The organism is Halorhabdus sp. SVX81 (assembly GCF_029207715.1).
Lineage (GTDB): Archaea > Halobacteriota > Halobacteria > Halobacteriales > Haloarculaceae > Halorhabdus.
The window spans coordinates 1,631,446-1,647,660 of sequence record NZ_CP104322.1 but is presented as its reverse complement, the minus strand read 5'-3'; the positions used below and the strand labels follow the sequence as shown (position 1 = coordinate 1,647,660).

Below are 16,215 nucleotides of genomic sequence, written 5' to 3'. Positions count from 1 at the left end.
GATACGGCTCCCGGCCGCCCGTCAATTGGCCGTCAGTATTTCGGATCGGCCCCAAACTCCGCGAAGAAGTCGTCCATGAAGGCGTCGCGCTTCTCCCGCCAGTCTTCGAACCCGCTGGGCGATGTCGGATACTCGTCGTAGATCGCTTTGAGTTGTGAGGCGCGCTGGTTGACTTTGTATGCGTCGTACAGCGTCCCCCAGTGACCGAACGTCTGGACCATCGTCTTGATTTTCAGCCCCCAGCCCATCGAGGAGGTCCCGCTCCGGCCGAGGATGTCGATGAGTTGCTGGGCGGGCAGCGCCGAGATGACGTCTGAGATGTCCTCGACGGACAGTGTCGTGCCGAAGATGTTGTACAGATCCATCGCCGCAAACCGCTTGCCGAAGTCCGTCAGGACGCGGTGGTTGTACTCCCACAGCGCGGCCTCACTGACGTCCCCCTCGGCGATGGCGTCGGCAGCGACCTCGGCTGCCCAGTGCCCGGCTTTGGCCGCACCCGGAATCCCGCCGCCAGTGGTCGGGTTGACGTGGGCCGCAGCGTCACCGATTGCGATGAATCCGGGCGCAGTCGCAGAGTCATAGGGCCGCCGGGTCGGTAGCGCCGCGCCGAGTTTGTCCGTGACTGTGGCGTTCTGGAACTCCTCGCGGTCTTCGATATCTTCGCGAAGGACCTCGACGAGTTCCATCGGTTCCTGGTCCATCTGGAAGCCCAGCCCGACGTTGATCTCGGTCGGCGTCCGCGGGAAATACCACAGATACCCCAGTTCTTCGGTCGGTTTGAACACGATAGCGTCCTCGAAGTCGACCGGTTCCTCAACCTCGATGACCTCGCGATAGGCCGAGCAGAACTGTCGGTGGGTGACGTTCGTATCGAAGGTGGCGTCGGCGAGGTCGGCCTTGTCCTGCAGGAGCGACAGCGCGCCCGCGGCGTCGATCACGACCTCGGCGTCGTAGCGTTTCCGGTCGCCCTTCCGGGTCGCCTGCACGCCCTCGACACGGCCGTCGTCGGTCTGGACGACATCCTGGACGACGGTGTCGAAGTGTAAGTCCGCGCCGACGCGGTCGGCCTCTTCGAGCAACACTTCGCCGTAGCGCTTCCGGTCGACGATCGATCCTGAGCCGGTCGCGAAGGGATACTCGATCGTGCCGCCGTCGGGCACCTCGAACACTGCCTTCTGAATGTTCTCGTTGGTAAACGCTTCCTCGCGTAGATAGTCCAGATCGATCACATCAGGGAACGTGCTCTTGCCCTTGATCGCGTCACCACACGCGATGTGTCCCGCCTCTTGTTCGCTCTTTCGCTCCAGGAGGACGACATCGAGATCCTGTTGGGCGCCACTGGCGGCTGCGAACGCACCAGCAGTCCCACCACCGACGATGACGATGTCGTACGCGTCTGCGGACATGAACCATTGGTAAACTTGGGGTTCACAAAAAACTGCCGTGTATCCGTAGGAAATATTGCCACTTAACACTTGTTTTGCATTTTTTGGCGGGCTTTACGGTCCCGTGACGGAGTGGCCGCCGTGGCGAAAAGATGATATTCACACCGGCCAGAACGCCACCAATGTGCCGGCGACGATCAGGCCGGATTCGGATGGTGATCTCGTAATGAGGACGACACTTCGCCGGCGATTCGCCGGCTGGCTGGCCGAGCGTGACACAGTACCGACAACTGGCCAGGCCGTCTTCGGGTATTATGCCGGCTCCGGCGTCTTCGATCGCGAAAGTATTCAGCTCAAACGCATCGTCGATCGACGGACCGAAGCGATGATCGACGATGCCTTCAAGCCGGTCGAAGACGCGATCGCCGATGCCTTCGACGTGGCTCCTGGGGCCGTCTCGTTCAGTTACGATACCAAGTTGACGATGCCGGCCGAGTTGACACTCGGTCAGATCTATCGGACGGCGAGGAATCGCGCCGACGACGGTGCCGATCCCGTCGCGTTGAGTATGTGGGAGGACGAGACTCCAGAAGCCACGGACCTCGCCGAGAACGACGTGGCCGGACCGGTCAGTTTTCGACAGTCGATCACTGAAGAGCAGTGGGCCACCGGCCCGACTTCCCCACAGGATCTTGTCGATGGTGGGGACTACCTCACTCGGCTCGTGCTCGCCGCGTTGATCGACGGTGACATGCGGGATGCGATCAACGACGCGGAGTTCGAGGATTTCTCCGTCGGCTTCGACATCACTCCGGCGGAGCGACGCCGCGTCGCCGAGATCGCCCAGGAGACCCTCGCGTCGGAGCTTGATGCGACATTTGACCGCCTCCCCGGGGAAGTCCGGGAGATCTACGAGTGGGCCGTCGACCTTTCGGAGCGCCACCAGGATCGCGATCCGCACTTCCGGGACCTCTTTCGGGCTGCCCGTGACGGTGATTCCTCGGCTCGTGAGGACATCCGAACGGAGTACCGCGACGCGTCCCTGTCGGAATTCGACGCGGAGGTTACGCTCTTTGAAGACATCGAGGCGTTGCCGTACCTCAAAACCCAGTACGCCCGGGTCGGCGTCATCTACGACGGCATGATCGAGATGTATCGGCGTGCCGGGTTGCCCGTCGACGAGGCGTTCAAGCGCTCGATCGTGCTGGCGATCATCGGCGCACAGATCTGGCTCGACGATGTCGACGACTACGCCGACGACCGTGTCGATGGGCAACTCACGCCTGTCACCGCCGAATACGTCCTCGCCGAGGACGCCGAGACGGCCTACGACCGGATCGTCTCGATCAGCGAGGGGTACTTCGATCTCGCCGAGACGTTCGCGACCGAGACGGACTCGCCGCTGACCGGCATCGCCACCGAGTATATCTATCGCTCCGGCGATCCGACCGTGTTGCCCGGGGCCGCCGCCGGCGAGTGAGCGAACCCCGGGGAAGGGCTAATTGTCACCGACCGAAAGACCGAGGTTCCCTGCGCCTGACGGTGGAGATAATGACTGACGAAGAAGACGTCTTCGCCTGGTTGCAAGACGAGGTCAAACCGACGGTCGACGATCGAATACGCCAGTGGCTCGAGGAGTTCGAGTACGCCGAGCGCCTCTGGTATCCGATCGACACCGGCGGCAAGCGCATCCGACCGGGGCTCGTGTTCCTCGTCTCGGAGATGGTCGACGTCCCGCAGGCGGACGCACTCGACATCGCCGCAGGGGTCGAACTCCTCCACAACTTCACGCTGGTCCACGACGACATCATCGACGGCGACGAGTATCGTCGCGGCGAACCCACGTTGTGGGCCGAACACGGCGAGGGGAGCGCGATCAACCTCGGCGATATGATGTTCGCGAAGGCGATCCTGTGTTTCCCCGCCGAAACCCGTGATCTCGCGCTCGATACGGTCATCACGGTCACCAACGGCGAGCAGATGGACATCGACTTCGCCGACCGTCGTGACACCACCGTCGAGGAGTACATGACGATGGTCCGGCGCAAGACGGGCGCGCTGCTGGAACTCTGTGTCGACGCGCCGCTGGCCCTCGCCGACTCGGACCTCGACCTCTCCGGATTCACGTCGCTAGGGCCGGCCTTCCAGATCCGGGACGATCTGCTGGACTTCCAGGAGGGCAAGGGCCGCGAGCAGATCGGCAACGACGTCCGGGCCGGCAAACGGACGCTGATGGTTGTCCACGCCGACGACGAGCGAGTGTATGACATCCTCGATAAACCGTTCGACGAGACGACCAAGGAGGACGTCCGGACGGTCATGCAAATCCTGGAAGCCGAGGGGAGCATGGCGTTCGCCGAGCAGCGGATGAACGACCTGATCGAGGAGGCTCGCGGGGCGATCACCGAGCTCCCGGACTCGCCACAGCGGGAGAAACTCCAAGCTCTCGGACAGTTCATTACCGAACGGGACGTCTAGGGTTCACTGGCGGCACAACCGCGGCCGAAATCGACGGGAGCGGTGGCTTTATGTGAACCTGCCGGCGTGACTCGTGCATGTTACCGGAGCCGAAGGCGTTGTTCTGGGCGTTGACCGGAAACCTGGTGATCGGCATCGGTGCGGGGACCGCGACGCTGTCGGCGTTCTCGCCGTCGCTCCCGTTGCTCGACGGCTCGAATCCGGCGATCAGGGTCGGCGTTGTCTCGATCGGTTTTGCGATCTTCTTCGTGGGGTATCACCTCACGCAGGTCGGGACGTACCTCGATCCCAACGAATCGTTCGTTTCGGCGTTCGTTCCCGTTCCCGACGACGGCCCCGACAAACTCGCCACGAGTGGCTCGGGTGGCGTCGACGGCGTCCTCCTGGCCCGCGGTGGGTTCGTCGTTCTGGGCGTCGTCGGCCTCGGCGCGGGGATGCGGCTGTTCGCCCTCACGATCCAGTCCTGGGACGCGACCCTCGGCGTCGCCGCTGGCGTCGTCTGCATCGGGGGGTACATCTTCGGGCACATCGGGATCAACGGGGTGACGCTCTGAGATGGCTGCCGGGACACGCCCACGTGACTCGTCGCTTGCTCGCGTTGGGAGTGCTTTGGGCCTGATCGTCGGCCTGGCGGTCACCGCCGCCTCGATGTCCTCGGGTTTCATCTGGGCCAGCCAGGGACACGTGCTGCTGGTCTACGTCGCCGGGTTCACCTCCTGGTCCGGCTATCTCATCGCTCACTACGCCGAGGAGGGCGTCTTCGTCGACGACATGAGTGAGGGGAGTGCCGACGCCCCGACGATGAACGGGGCCGCCGATTCGGGCGACGCGGGTAGCGGCGTCCTCTGGCAACTCCGGGCGATCCTGCCGGATGGACCCGCTGCCTTTGGCTTTCTTGCCGGGATCGCGATTCTCGTAGCCGGCATCGCGATTCTGGCGTGGTACGTCCGCCTGGAGAATCACCTCCTGGGGAACGTCGGCAGCGGCATGTTCCTCGGCGGTTATGTGCTCGCCCACTACTTCGACTCCGGCAAGTTCCTATAGATTTATTTATACGAACGAATCGTATCCATTCGGCTGGTTCACAGGAACTTTTTTCACCGCCTACGCAGGAAAACCCACCACGAATGGGTGAGCCGGACGCGACCGACAGGTCGACGGCGCGGGAGGACTGGCGGGCCGATCGGCCGGACGACGACGAACTGCTCGGGTCGCTGTGGATCCGGTGGACTGACGGCGGCTCGGACTTGCACCTCCACCGGATCTGTGAGATCGTCCCTCAGGTCACTCGCCGCGACTCGTTTCCGTTTCTTGCGGTCAGCCCCGAGTCGGGTGCGCGGCCGACGTTCGAGCGGGTCGAGCGCGAGCCGGACGGAACCTACCGCGAGACCGGTGAGGAGGCACAGTTCGCATTTATCGACGGGGTTCCACGACAGCTCCTCCGGCACACACCGTTCGTGATTCTGGTGGCGAGTGCCCTCCTCGTCGGTGGGGCGCGGATCGACCCATCCGTGGCCCCCATTACTGACCTGGTCCCGACGATCGCGGGGCCGGATGCGGGACTGTTTGGACTCTATCTCGCCATCACGCCGGTGTTGCTCTGGCTGCTGTCGATGGTCGACGTCGTCGAGTACCGGGAGTTCCCGACCGCACTTGCCATCTACGGACTCGTCGGGGGGCTGCTGGCCGGCGTCGGGGCGTCAGTGTTTCTGACTGTCTCTGCCGGTCATCCCAGCAGCGTTGCCCCGAACGTCGTCTTCGTCTCGGGCTATCTTCTGTTGTTGCTCGTTGCCGGACAGTTTCTCTACGAAGCGACGCTTCGGATCGAGCATCTGTTTGTCACGCTTGGCACGCGGACCAACGACATCGTGGGTGACGAACTGGCCTACCGGCACTTCCTGACTGACCTCCATGATAACCTCCGGTTGAGCGCCTACGGGTTCTCCCCGTCCCGGGTGTTCGGTGTGCTCGTTGCTGCCCAGTTTGCCATCATCTGGCTGATCGGGAACGGCCCACAGGAACTGGAGTACGGGCTTGGATTGGTCGTCAACGCCTCGCTCAACGCCGTCCTCGGCACTGTTGCGTTCCAGTTTCTGGTCGTCGTCCGGTATTTCAACCGGCTCCTGAACGCAAACGGGGAGTACAGCGACGTCGATCTAACCTACGAACCGTTCCACGTCGACGGGTACGGCGGCTTCCGGGATCTCGGCCGCTTTGCGATCCGGATCAACCTGCTCCTCTCGATGGCCGGGCTTTATCTGGTCTACCGGCTGTACGTCGTCGGCGGCCGGGCCGTTCCGCCCGAGGGCGTCATGGCGATCGGCGATCCGCTGGCGACCGCCGTCTGGCTGATCAGCTTCGTCGGCCCGGTCGTCGGGTACGCGCTCGGTGCCGGCGCGTGGGGCTACTACTCGTTTTGGTCGATGCACGCCAAGATGGTCCGGGACAAACACCGGATCGCTCGAAAGTACCAGGGGACCCATCGGGAGACTGACGCGTCCAGGACGCCGGCCGCGGGCGACCGGATCCACTCTTTCGACGATTCGGAGGGGCCCGAGTGGGCTGCCCTCCAGGACGCCCCGACCTGGCCGCTTGACGTGAACAAGATGGCCAGTCTCCTCTCGTCGAACGTGGTCCCCCTGCTGTTTCCCGTCTCGAACGTCCTGTTTTGAGCGTCGGCGCGGATATTTGTTGGATCGATCGATCGAACGGACCCGACAGTCGAGAACGGGGGGTATAATACCGGGGCGACCACAACCAGCTATCAATGCCGAGTTTCGACGCTATCGCCCGCACCTTTGAGTCGGCGACGAGAACGATCTCCCTGGCCGGTCGAACGGTTCTCCCCGTGGACACGAACCCCGTGCCCGCTGAGTGGGAGCACATCACGAAGATCGACCCGGAGGAAGAAAAGAAACTCCCGCTTTTGTTTCCGCTCTATCTCCAGCACACGGGTGCCCTGGAGGTCGGGGGCTCGAAGGACGTGACCGGACAGAACACCGAGGAGACCCTCGAACTCGTTTCCGGACGGCCGCGCCCTGCCATTCAGGAACCAAGCGGCGTCCGACAGGTGACCGAGCGGACCCGCGAGCAGGCCGATTACTTTGCCGTCCCACAGGTGCTCAACGGCGACACGGAGGCCATCGTCGGGACGCTCGGCTCCGGGATCGAGTATCTCCGCGAGGAACTCGGCCCGGACTACCTCGACGACAAACTCCCGATCCCGCTCGGAGAGGGGCTCGAACGGCGGGTCGTCTCGCTGTTCTCGGCGTGGACGCTCCAGGAAGCCGTCTTCGAGGCGTACATCATCATGAACCTCGATAGTGCGGCCGCCAGAGAGGCCTCAGTCACGGAAGACGATCTCCTGAGTCCGCGGGCGGCCAAACAACGAGCGATGGTCGCCGAGACGGTCTTCGAATCGGAGATCGTGTATCTGGAGTACTCGGGCACGTTCGGCGGCGAGGAGGCGATCGACATCTTGGACGAGGTCTCTGATTCGCTCTCGTGGTCGCGGCTCTGGTACGGCGGCGGCCTCGACTCACGTGAACACGTCGAGGCGGTCCTCGAGGCCGGCGCGGACGCGGTCGTCGTCGGCAACGTTTTCCACGAAATCGCCGACGAGGAGGCCGCGTTGTGTGCCGACGCTGTCGAGACCCTCTCGGCCGATGCCACCCGGAGCGACATCGAGTCCTGGTTGAGCGACGAGTGCGACGTCGCGGCGACGAGTGCCGCCGAGTATCTCTCGACGATCCCATCGCTGTCGAACCCGACTGCCCGGGCGCGGGAATACCTCGTCGCGACCATCGAGGCAGCCCTCGCTCTGGAGGGTCTTGCAGCCGACCTGGAGGGCGAGGTGACGAGCGAAGCCGAACTCGCTACTGCGTTGGATCGACGCGACGAACTGCCCGGTGGTATCGAACTCTCGAACGTCCTGGAGGAAGACGAGCAGTCGTTCCCGCGCGAGCTCGTGGCTGGGCTGCTCGCCGAACGGCTCGACCTCGACGCCGAGACGCTGCCGGTCGAGCACATCAGCGTCGCGTAAACGACCGCTCTTTCTCGTCGGTTTCGTACCTATTCGCGACCGCCGGATTCCCCGCCCAGATCCCATACCGGTCGTGGCACGGCAACCAGCAGGAGCATTGATTCACGGGGCACCCAGCCGTAGACGTGGTTCAGCATAACGTAGGTCACGATCCCGAGAAAGAGACTGATCGACCAGGCGGCGACGGCGATCCGACCGACCCGGGCGTGAGCCGTCGATCGGAGTTCGGACGGCGTGTGCGTGAGTCCGAGAATCACCGCATAGAGGACGACCGGGACGGCGACGACGGACAGAATAATGTGGACGGCCAGCATCAGCAGGTAGGCGATCTCCGGGGGGCCGGTGACGGTGATCGACTTCTCGAAGCCGCCGCCGACTTTCCAGAGATACAGCACCAGGAAGACGGCGATGAGGGCGAACGCCGTCAGCATCGCCGCGCGGTGTTTTTCGACTTCGTCGTGCGTGATGAAGTAGACGCCGACGAGAATCGCGCTTAGCGCGCTCGCGTTGACGACGGCGATGAGGTGACCGAAGAGGTTGACCGTCGACCGTTCGAGCGGCGGGAACAGGGGGATCGCCCCCGCGAACGCGCCCGCCACGAGGGCGTACCCGATCGCCGAAAGGACGGCTGTCACGCCGAGGGGCCGCTCCCGAGCTACTCGTCGGAGCCAGGAGCCTGAATCTGTCTGCATACGCGACCCTGGATCGCCGGCGGCTTTTGTGTTCGGCTTCCGGCACCCCTACCCAGTGTAGACGAAGACGGCGAGGCCGATCTGGGCGAGGCCGGCCGCGACGAGAATCCCGCCCGCGACCGGCGTGAGGCGGTCGGTCAATCCCGCGAACCGATCCGTCGTGATCTCGACGCCGACCGCGACTGCGACGGTGGCTCCGATCATCAGCACCGCCATCCCGGCGGCGTATCCACCCAGGACTGCGGCTGTCCCAGCCGGCCCGAACGTCAGTGCCTGGGAGACGACAGCCAGAAAGACGGGCGCGACACAGCCCGTCGCCGCGATCGCGTAGAGTCCCCCGAACCCGACGAATCCACTGATCGACGTGGTTCGTTCGGGCAGTCGCGCGTGCCAGCCGATCGTCCGGCCTGACAGCGTCACCAGCCCGAACAACACCAGCAGGACGCCGACGACCACTTCGAGCGCCGAGAGGTGTGCCTGGAGCGGCCGGCCGACCGTGATCGCCGCGACGGCCAACAGCCCGAAGGTCACCAGCACGCCGACGCTCGCTGCCAGGCCGCGGACCAGAGCCCCAGTGAGTAGCGAGCCCCCCTCCGTGGACTCGGCCTGCATGAAGTAACCGACGTACCCCGGGAGCAGTGGATAGGCACAGGGCGCGAAAAACGTCGTTGCGCCGGTCGTGATTGCGAAGGCGACGGTCGCCCCGAGCGTGAGGCCGCTCATGGCCGGGCGTCGGCGATCGCTTGGCTCACTCTCTGCGGGTCGGGCACGCCCGTCTCCGCCCAGACGACTCGCCCGCTCGGGTCCACCACAGCCGTGTATGGCAACGTCGATGCTCCGAGACTCGCCAGCAGGCTCCCCTCGGGGTCGTGGCCGACGGGCCAGGCCCCGCCGTACGCGTCCCACCACGCGAGCACGTCGCCCCGGGAGAGTTCTCGGCCCAGCACTTCGTTGGTGACGGAGACGAACGCGACATCAGTGGTTTCCGCCTGGACTGCCCGGAGTGCGTCGAGAGTGGGCTTGCACGGTTGACACCATGTCGCGAACAGATCGACGACGGTGACCTGTCCTTCGACGGGGACCCGCAGTTCGGCAGCAGCGCTGTTCGGCGTCTCGAATGTGTCGACGGCGACTGGATCGATTCTGCCGTCGTCGGTGGAGACCGCCAGATACCCGCCAGCCCCGACGATCGCCGCGCCGCCCACGCCAGCGAGGAAATCGCGCCGTCGCATCGCTATGCTTCCCGATCTCGGAGGGTCCGGAGGTCGTCGTATATCGACTGCCACGACGGCGTCGAGTCGGTGTAGGATCGTTCGACGTATCCATCGGCGTTGACCAGCAAAATGAGCGAGCGATGCGTGAACATGTACTTGTCCATCTCCTCGGGATGGGTCCGCTCGAACCGGACGCCGAACTCGTCCATGACGATGTCCTTGGCGTCTTCGGGCGAATCCGGGGCCAGAAACCGCCAGTTCTCGTCCAGGGCGACGTTCATTCGGTCAGCGTAGCCTCCCAGCCGATCCGCGTCGTCGCGTTCGGGATCGAACGTGACTGCCTGGAAGGCCGTCGTGTCGATGCGGTTGTCCTCGATTGCCTTCGCCTGCACGTTTCGCAGAGCAGAGATCAACCGGGGACAGACCGTCTGACAGTGGCTATAGAAGAACGTGATCAGCGTGTCGCGACCGTCGCTGTCGATCGAGACGGAGTCGCCTGCAAGCGGATCTGACAGCGTGACATCGGGGAGTGATTGTCCGTACGCTGGATACGGCAGAATCGACGGTTCGGCCCGCAGATCGGGTGTATCGAGATAGGTATTCGATGCATCGATCGAACGCTCGCTCGTCACTGTGGTATCCGACTCGGCGGTCGAACACCCGGCCGAAAGCGCGGCGATCCCACCGCCGATGGCCCCGAGATATTGTCGTCTGTTCACGCTCGCATACTTGCATCCAGCGCACTAAACCGTTCGCGAATCCGAAAGAATTGCAGGGAGCGACCACCGGATTCATTGTGGCACACTCCCAATACTGACGTATGACGAGGAGCGAGCGGTCTGGGGACGGCTGTCGCTATGTGCCTGGGCCCCGTGGGCACGAGGGACAGGTCAGCGCACGGGAGCACGCCGAGTGTGTGCAGCATGGGCTCACACGGCGAGGACTTCTTGCGGCGATCGGCGGTGGCGCGGCGGTCAGCGCCGCGGGCTGTCTCTCGACGCAAACCCCCGAACCGGTCACCGTGCGTGACGACGACGCCTGTGACGTCTGTGGCATGATCATCCCCCAACATCCCGGCCCGAGCGCCGAGGTGTTCTACCGGAACCACGACCCGTCGGGTCACGAGAACCCGGCTCGATTCGACAGTACCTGGGAGGCATTCCAGTACGATTTCGAGCGCCGCGACCGCGGCTGGTCCCGCGCAGCGTTTTACGTGACTGACTATTCGAGCGTCGAATACGAGATTTTCACGGACGACGGCACGACGTTCATCTCGACGCATCCGTCGGCCGAGGCGTTCACGCACGCTTCCGAAGTCACGTTCGTCGTGGCGTCGTCCGTCGAGGGCGCGATGGGCCGGGACCTCATTGGATTCTCCAGCGATGACGACGCGACGGCGTTTGCCGACGAGTACGGCGGGTCGAGGGCACAGTTCGGCGACGTGACCAGATCGATGATCGGCGAACTGGCCCAGACGTAGCGATGCGCGTCACGCTCGTCCTCGCCGTGCTCGGGGTCGTGATCGGCGGGGCGAGCCTCGCGTTCGCGGCCGATCCCGGTGCGAGCGCGAGCGCACAGCCGGTGCCGTTCTCGGACACGCTCACGACCGGCCTGACGGGCGTCGACGTCCAGCAGGCCCGCGCCGCGGGCACTGAGATCCCTCGGGTCGAGGTGTTTTACTCCCAGTATCAGTACATCGTCGGCTATTATGGCGTTGACTCGGCAGTTTCGGCGCTGTCCCGCGAGGCCACGACCCGGCAGTTCGGGCGTCCCGTGGCCATCTACGTCAGTGACTACTCGGGTGCCGATCCCCGACTCACTGACGACGATTATCTCACCGTCGCGTCCGATCCCGCAGTCGGGTGGACGCGAGCCAGCGAGGCGTCATTTGTCGTCGAGACTCCCGCGCGGACCCCTGGCGGTCCGGCGATCGTCCCGTTCAGCGATGGGACCGACGCCGGGGACTTCGCCGAGCGTTACGGGGGCAGTGTTCGGGACTGGGAGGACCTCCACCCGCGCGAGGACGAACCGCGGTCGTCGTGGCTCCGCAACGCGTCGACAGATCGCGCGGCCTGGGCCGACCGGACCGTCACGCACCGTCGGCCACTGCTGGATCGGCCAGTCGCAGTCACGGTCGGCCAGGATGTCCCGACGCTCGCCGGAGCGATCGACGCCGCGCCGCCGAACACCACGATCCGACTGCCGCCTGGAATCTACGACGGGAACGTCACCGTCGAGAAGCCGATCACGATCCGGGGAGCGGGCGAACGGACGCGCGTCGTCGGCGACAACGGGACGGTGTTTCGGGTAACCGAACCGAACGTCAGCCTCGCCGGACTGTCGATCACCGGTGTGGGTGGGGCGAACACGGGCACGCCAGCCAACGCGTCCGGGACCGCCGGCGACTGGGACGAGGGTGTTCGGACGACCTACGGCTACGGCGACGCCGCGGTCGTCTTCGACGGGGCGAACCGCTCGCTGCTGTCGAATGTCGCCATCGAGACGCCGGCAAGCGGCGCAATCGTTCGGGACAGCGACGGCGTGGTCGTCGAGGACATCGCGATCGACGGGACAACCCACTGGCAGGACGGGTTCATGGGCGTCCTCGCGATGGACTCCCGGATCGTGGTCCAAAACAGCACGTTCACCGGCGGCCGGGACGCCGTCTACACCCACCACGCCGACGGACTCGTCGTCCGAAACAACCGCATGACCGGGATGCGCTTTGGTGTCCACGAGATGTACACGTCCGGGACGGTGGTGGCGAACAACACTGTCCGGGACGCGGACATCGGCGTCGTCGTCATGACGCGACCGCGATCGAACGCGATCCTCGACAATCGGGTTTCGGCGAGTGACGTGGGCATTTCGGTGGGCGGGAGCGTCTCGCTCGTAGCCAACAACACGCTCGTGGCTAATCGCTACGGCATGGATCTCGGTGCCCAGCGATCGACCGTCGAATATAACGTCTTGCTCGACAATGAGGTGGGCCTTCGAACGGGGACGATCGTCCCGACCAACCGCGTGACGGGCAACGACGTGATCGACAACGATCGATACGTCGACACCGGACGCGGCCCGGTTCGGGTGTGGACAGGCAACTACTGGGGGCCTCTTCCGGGCCGTGATGCCGACGCTGACGGCCGGTTCGACCGGGCATTTCGACCGACAGGGCCAGTCGACAGCGCCGTGGGGACGTCCGAGGGAGCGGCGACGCTCGCGACTTCGCCCGCCGTCGCGGTGCTTCGTCGCTTCCAGGCCGCTGTCCCAGGTCTCCGGTCCGCGAACGTGATCGACGACGAGCCGCGGATCGAGCCGATCAACCCCGACAAAATCGCGGCGGCACGGAACGGGTCGGCTGCCAATGAGGGGGTGCTGCCGTGAGCGATAGTGGTTCCGGGGCTGCCGGACAGTCCAGTAATGCCGAGTCGACTGATGGCGAACCGGACTCGCATGACGGGAAGGAAGCCGTCCTGACGCTCCAGGGAATTCAGCAGGCGTTTGGGGATGTCTCCGTCCTCGACGGGGTATCACTCGACGTCCAGCCCGGCTCGGTGACGTGTCTGCTCGGGCCGAATGGCTCGGGGAAGTCGACGCTCCTTTCGATCGCGGCTGGCCTCCGAACGCCGGATGACGGGACAGTTACCAGACGAACCGATGCCCCACGCGAGGTCGGGTATCTCCCCCAGCGCCCGGCGTTTCGCCCCCGCTTCACGGTCGCCGAGACGATCGAATTCTACGGTTCCCTCGTGGTGATGGATGTCGACGAGTCTTCGATCCTCAAGCAAGTGGGGCTCGAAGCCGTTGCCGACCGCCGGGTCGAGCATCTCTCGGGCGGGATGGTTCGGCTCCTCGGGCTGGCACAGGCGACCGTCGGCTCGCCACCGGTTGTGGTGCTCGACGAGCCGGCCAGTGGTCTCGACCCCCAACTTCGTCGACACATCGCCGACGTGATCGCTGATCTCGCCGCCGATGGGGCGGCCGTGCTCATGGCGACCCACGATCTCGACGCGGCCGCGCGAATCGCCGACGCCATCCGTGTCCTCGACGACGGCGAGTTCGTCGCCGGAGGGTCGCCGTCGGAGATCCAGTCCGCAACGGCTGCTGAATCGCTCGGGGCCGCCATCGACGCTCTGATCGACCGCGAGGACGCCATCGGCGTCCGGGCCGGGACGGGTGATCGCGGATGAACGAATCCTGGACCCGGACGATCGCAGTGGCCCAGCGCGCTTTCGACGCGACTGTCCGGAGTCGAGCGCTCCTCGCGGTTGGTGCGGGCTATGCGTTCGTGATCTTCGCCATCGCCTGGACGACTCGGGGCAGTGGCTATCTCTCGCTGTCGCTATCGCTGCTCACACCGCTTGAAGTGCTGGTGCCCGTGGTGGCCTTCGCGGTCGGCTACCGGTCGATCCTCGACGATCGCGTCCGGGGTGAACTCGCCATCGTTCGCACGTATCCGCTGTCGGCTCGATCGTACGTCCTCGGCGTGTTCCTGGGTCGGCTGGCGACGGTTCTGCCGGTCGTTCTCGTTCCCCTGCTGATCGCCGGGGGATCCGTGGGTGTGTTCCGTGCGGAGTCCATTTCCGTCCTGGCGACCCACGCGACCGCCGATTCCCCGCTGGTCTACCTGCGGACGGTCGTATTGACCGCGATCTTCGTGCCGGTGGCGCTTGCGGTCGCCATCGCCGTCTCGGCGATCGCCCGGACGACCCGCAATGCGATCACGCTGGCCATCGGCGGCGTTCTGGTACTGGTCGTCGGCCTGGATCTCGGGTTCGTTGCCGGTCTCGCGGGCGGCTTCGTTCCCGGGGAGGCATTGTCGACGCTCGCCGCTGTGAGTCCGCTCTCGGCCTATCGCGGACTCGTCCTCGAAGTCGCCATTGGACCAGTGGCTGGCGACACGATCGCCGGGGGCGTCGATCCGCCGGCTGCACTCGCCGGGCTAGTCGTCTGGACGGGCGGCGCGCTTGCCGTCGCGGTCCGGTCGGCGTTCCGAACGAACTCGCGGTAGTCCGACCGCGAGCGACTCCCCGGAGCATCACCTATATGCCGGGTACGCCCGTGAGTATTGGTATGAAGCTCCGGAACCTCCTCACGACGGCTGTCGGCACTGCCGGCGTGATCGCTGGCGTCAATCGCGTTCTCATGGCCCGTGCCGGCGACCTCGAACCGCCACTGGTCGGGGCCGACGGAACCTACCGCTGGCGCGGCTTCGACATTACCTACACCGAGGCTGGCGATCCTGACAATCCTGATGTCCTGCTGGTCCATGGCATCTCGGCGGCTTCCTCCAGCCGCGAGTTCGCTAACGTGTTCGAATCCCTCTCCCGGGAGTACCACGTCATTGCCCCTGATCTCCCCGGCTTTGGCCGGTCGGATCGCCCACCGCTGCTGTACTCGTCGTCGCTGTACGAGACGTTCCTGCGGGACGCCATTCGAAGTCTCGTCGAGGAACCGCGGATCGTCGCGTCGTCGCTGTCCGGTGGCTACGCCGCCAGCGCCGCGGCCGAAACGGATGTCGATTCGCTCGTGTTGATCGCCCCGACTGACTCGACGATGAGCGACTCACCCCGGTCGTGGCTCCGGACGGTGTTCCGCGCGCCGCTGGTGGGTACCGGCCTGTTCAATCTGCTGGTCAGCAAACCGGGGATCAAATATTTCCACCGCGATCACGGCTACGCGAACATGGACAACCTGACGGACGAGACCCTCGAATACCAGTGGAAGACGGCCCACCAGCCCGGCGCACGCTACGCCCCGGCGTCGTTCGTCAGCGGCTACCTCGATCCGGATGCGTCGCTGGCGGAAACACTCGCTGCGGTCGACGCCCCGGTGACACTCGTCTGGGGACGGGACGCCGATATCACGCCCGTCTCCGCCGGCCGTGCGCTGGCAAAGAAGACCGACTCCCGCCTGGTGGTCTTCGACGACGCGAAGCTCCTCCCACACGTCGAACATCCCGCCGCGTTCGTCGGGGTCGTCGCCGACGATATCGACGAGGCCCCCTCGACGGCTGTTTCGACCACCTGAGGGGGCTGTGGCGTCTTTCCTGGAAGCACGTACCTGCTACATCCCCATGTCTTCGGCCGCTTCGGGAACCGGCAGTTGTGCCGGGGAAACGTCCAGTAGCTCCCCAGCGTGATCCAACGCCATGTCGAACCCGTAGTAGCGTTCGAGTTCGTCACCCTCGGCTGTCGGTCGGACCTTCAACATCGCATAGCCTTCTCGGTTCTGGGCGATAGCGGCCGTTTTTCCACGGCGCTCGAAGACGAGTACGCGTTCGGATTCCGTTTCCTCGTAGGTGGCGGTGATGTCGCCATCCGTCTGCTCCGTCGCTGTCATATGTCGTGTTTGGACGCCAGCCTGTCGAAGGTGTCGGTCCGATCGCTGCCCCCTTTATCGGA

General features: G+C 64.9%; 17 protein-coding genes. 11 read left to right on the top strand and 6 right to left on the bottom strand.

Features of this window, described 5'->3' with window-relative positions; genetic code table 11:
- Positions 1-32: 32 nt before the first annotated feature.
- Complete coding sequence (locus SVXhr_RS08210; RefSeq protein ID WP_275736733.1) at positions 33-1,406, bottom strand: geranylgeranyl reductase family protein; 1,374 nt, start codon at positions 1,404-1,406, stop codon at positions 33-35.
- 205 nt (positions 1,407-1,611) lie between these two features.
- On the opposite strand from SVXhr_RS08210, the gene SVXhr_RS08205 reads away from it, so the two are divergent.
- The 6 genes from SVXhr_RS08205 to SVXhr_RS08180 all read left to right on the top strand — a co-directional run bounded on the left by SVXhr_RS08205 (position 1,612) and on the right by SVXhr_RS08180 (position 7,905).
- Positions 1,612-2,865, top strand: coding sequence for a hypothetical protein (locus SVXhr_RS08205; protein ID WP_275736732.1), 1,254 nt, complete (start codon positions 1,612-1,614; stop codon positions 2,863-2,865).
- Positions 2,866-2,936: 71 nt separating this feature from the next.
- On the top strand, positions 2,937-3,863 hold the full coding sequence (locus SVXhr_RS08200) for a polyprenyl synthetase family protein (RefSeq protein WP_275736731.1): 927 nt from the start codon (positions 2,937-2,939) through the stop codon (positions 3,861-3,863).
- A gap of 77 nt (positions 3,864-3,940) precedes the next feature.
- Positions 3,941-4,417 carry a hypothetical protein gene (locus SVXhr_RS08195; RefSeq protein WP_275736730.1) on the top strand — a complete coding sequence of 159 codons (477 nt, stop codon included), beginning with the start codon at positions 3,941-3,943 and terminating at the stop codon, positions 4,415-4,417.
- 1 nt (position 4,418) lies between these two features.
- Complete coding sequence (locus SVXhr_RS08190) at positions 4,419-4,907, top strand: hypothetical protein (protein ID WP_275736729.1); 489 nt, start codon at positions 4,419-4,421, stop codon at positions 4,905-4,907.
- An 83-nt stretch (positions 4,908-4,990) separates the two neighbouring features.
- Positions 4,991-6,535: a hypothetical protein gene (locus SVXhr_RS08185; RefSeq protein ID WP_275736728.1), complete on the top strand. Its 1,545-nt coding sequence runs from the start codon at positions 4,991-4,993 to the stop codon at positions 6,533-6,535.
- A gap of 176 nt (positions 6,536-6,711) precedes the next feature.
- Positions 6,712-7,905 (top strand): heptaprenylglyceryl phosphate synthase, encoded by a 1,194-nt coding sequence (locus SVXhr_RS08180; RefSeq protein ID WP_275736727.1) that lies wholly within the window; start codon positions 6,712-6,714, stop codon positions 7,903-7,905.
- A 29-nt stretch (positions 7,906-7,934) separates the two neighbouring features.
- On the opposite strand, the gene SVXhr_RS08175 is transcribed toward SVXhr_RS08180, so the two are convergent.
- The 4 genes from SVXhr_RS08175 to SVXhr_RS08160 are packed head-to-tail and all read right to left on the bottom strand — an operon-like array spanning position 7,935 to position 10,530.
- Positions 7,935-8,597: a DUF420 domain-containing protein gene (locus tag SVXhr_RS08175; protein ID WP_275736726.1), complete on the bottom strand. Its 663-nt coding sequence runs from the start codon at positions 8,595-8,597 to the stop codon at positions 7,935-7,937.
- A 48-nt stretch (positions 8,598-8,645) separates the two neighbouring features.
- Positions 8,646-9,320, bottom strand: a complete 675-nt coding sequence (locus SVXhr_RS08170) for a cytochrome c biogenesis protein CcdA (RefSeq protein WP_275736725.1) — start codon at positions 9,318-9,320, stop codon at positions 8,646-8,648.
- On the bottom strand, positions 9,317-9,829 hold the full coding sequence (locus SVXhr_RS08165; protein ID WP_275736724.1) for a TlpA disulfide reductase family protein: 513 nt from the start codon (positions 9,827-9,829) through the stop codon (positions 9,317-9,319). Before SVXhr_RS08165 ends, SVXhr_RS08170 begins: the two co-directional genes overlap by 4 nt.
- A gap of 2 nt (positions 9,830-9,831) precedes the next feature.
- Positions 9,832-10,530 (bottom strand): SCO family protein, encoded by a 699-nt coding sequence (locus SVXhr_RS08160; protein ID WP_275736723.1) that lies wholly within the window; start codon positions 10,528-10,530, stop codon positions 9,832-9,834.
- A gap of 140 nt (positions 10,531-10,670) precedes the next feature.
- Here SVXhr_RS08160 and SVXhr_RS08155 point away from each other — a divergent pair, with 140 nt between their 5' ends.
- The 5 genes from SVXhr_RS08155 (at position 10,671) to SVXhr_RS08135 (ending at position 15,841) form a co-directional block, all read left to right on the top strand.
- Positions 10,671-11,291, top strand: coding sequence for a nitrous oxide reductase accessory protein NosL (locus SVXhr_RS08155; RefSeq protein WP_275736722.1), 621 nt, complete (start codon positions 10,671-10,673; stop codon positions 11,289-11,291).
- Between the two features lie 2 nt (positions 11,292-11,293).
- Positions 11,294-13,195, top strand: a complete 1,902-nt coding sequence (locus SVXhr_RS08150) for a NosD domain-containing protein (RefSeq protein ID WP_275736721.1) — start codon at positions 11,294-11,296, stop codon at positions 13,193-13,195.
- Positions 13,192-14,001, top strand: a complete 810-nt coding sequence (locus tag SVXhr_RS08145) for an ABC transporter ATP-binding protein (RefSeq protein WP_275736720.1) — start codon at positions 13,192-13,194, stop codon at positions 13,999-14,001. The genes SVXhr_RS08150 and SVXhr_RS08145 overlap by 4 nt, the downstream gene beginning before the upstream one ends.
- Positions 13,998-14,822 (top strand): ABC transporter permease subunit, encoded by an 825-nt coding sequence (locus SVXhr_RS08140; RefSeq protein ID WP_275736719.1) that lies wholly within the window; start codon positions 13,998-14,000, stop codon positions 14,820-14,822. Before SVXhr_RS08145 ends, SVXhr_RS08140 begins: the two co-directional genes overlap by 4 nt.
- 62 nt (positions 14,823-14,884) lie before the next feature.
- Positions 14,885-15,841 carry an alpha/beta hydrolase gene (locus tag SVXhr_RS08135; RefSeq protein ID WP_275736718.1) on the top strand — a complete coding sequence of 319 codons (957 nt, stop codon included), beginning with the start codon at positions 14,885-14,887 and terminating at the stop codon, positions 15,839-15,841.
- 36 nt (positions 15,842-15,877) lie between these two features.
- On the opposite strand, the gene SVXhr_RS08130 is transcribed toward SVXhr_RS08135, so the two are convergent.
- Entirely contained in the window at positions 15,878-16,153 is a 276-nt protein-coding gene (locus tag SVXhr_RS08130) for a hypothetical protein (protein WP_275736717.1), read from the bottom strand.
- Positions 16,154-16,215 lie beyond the last annotated feature (62 nt).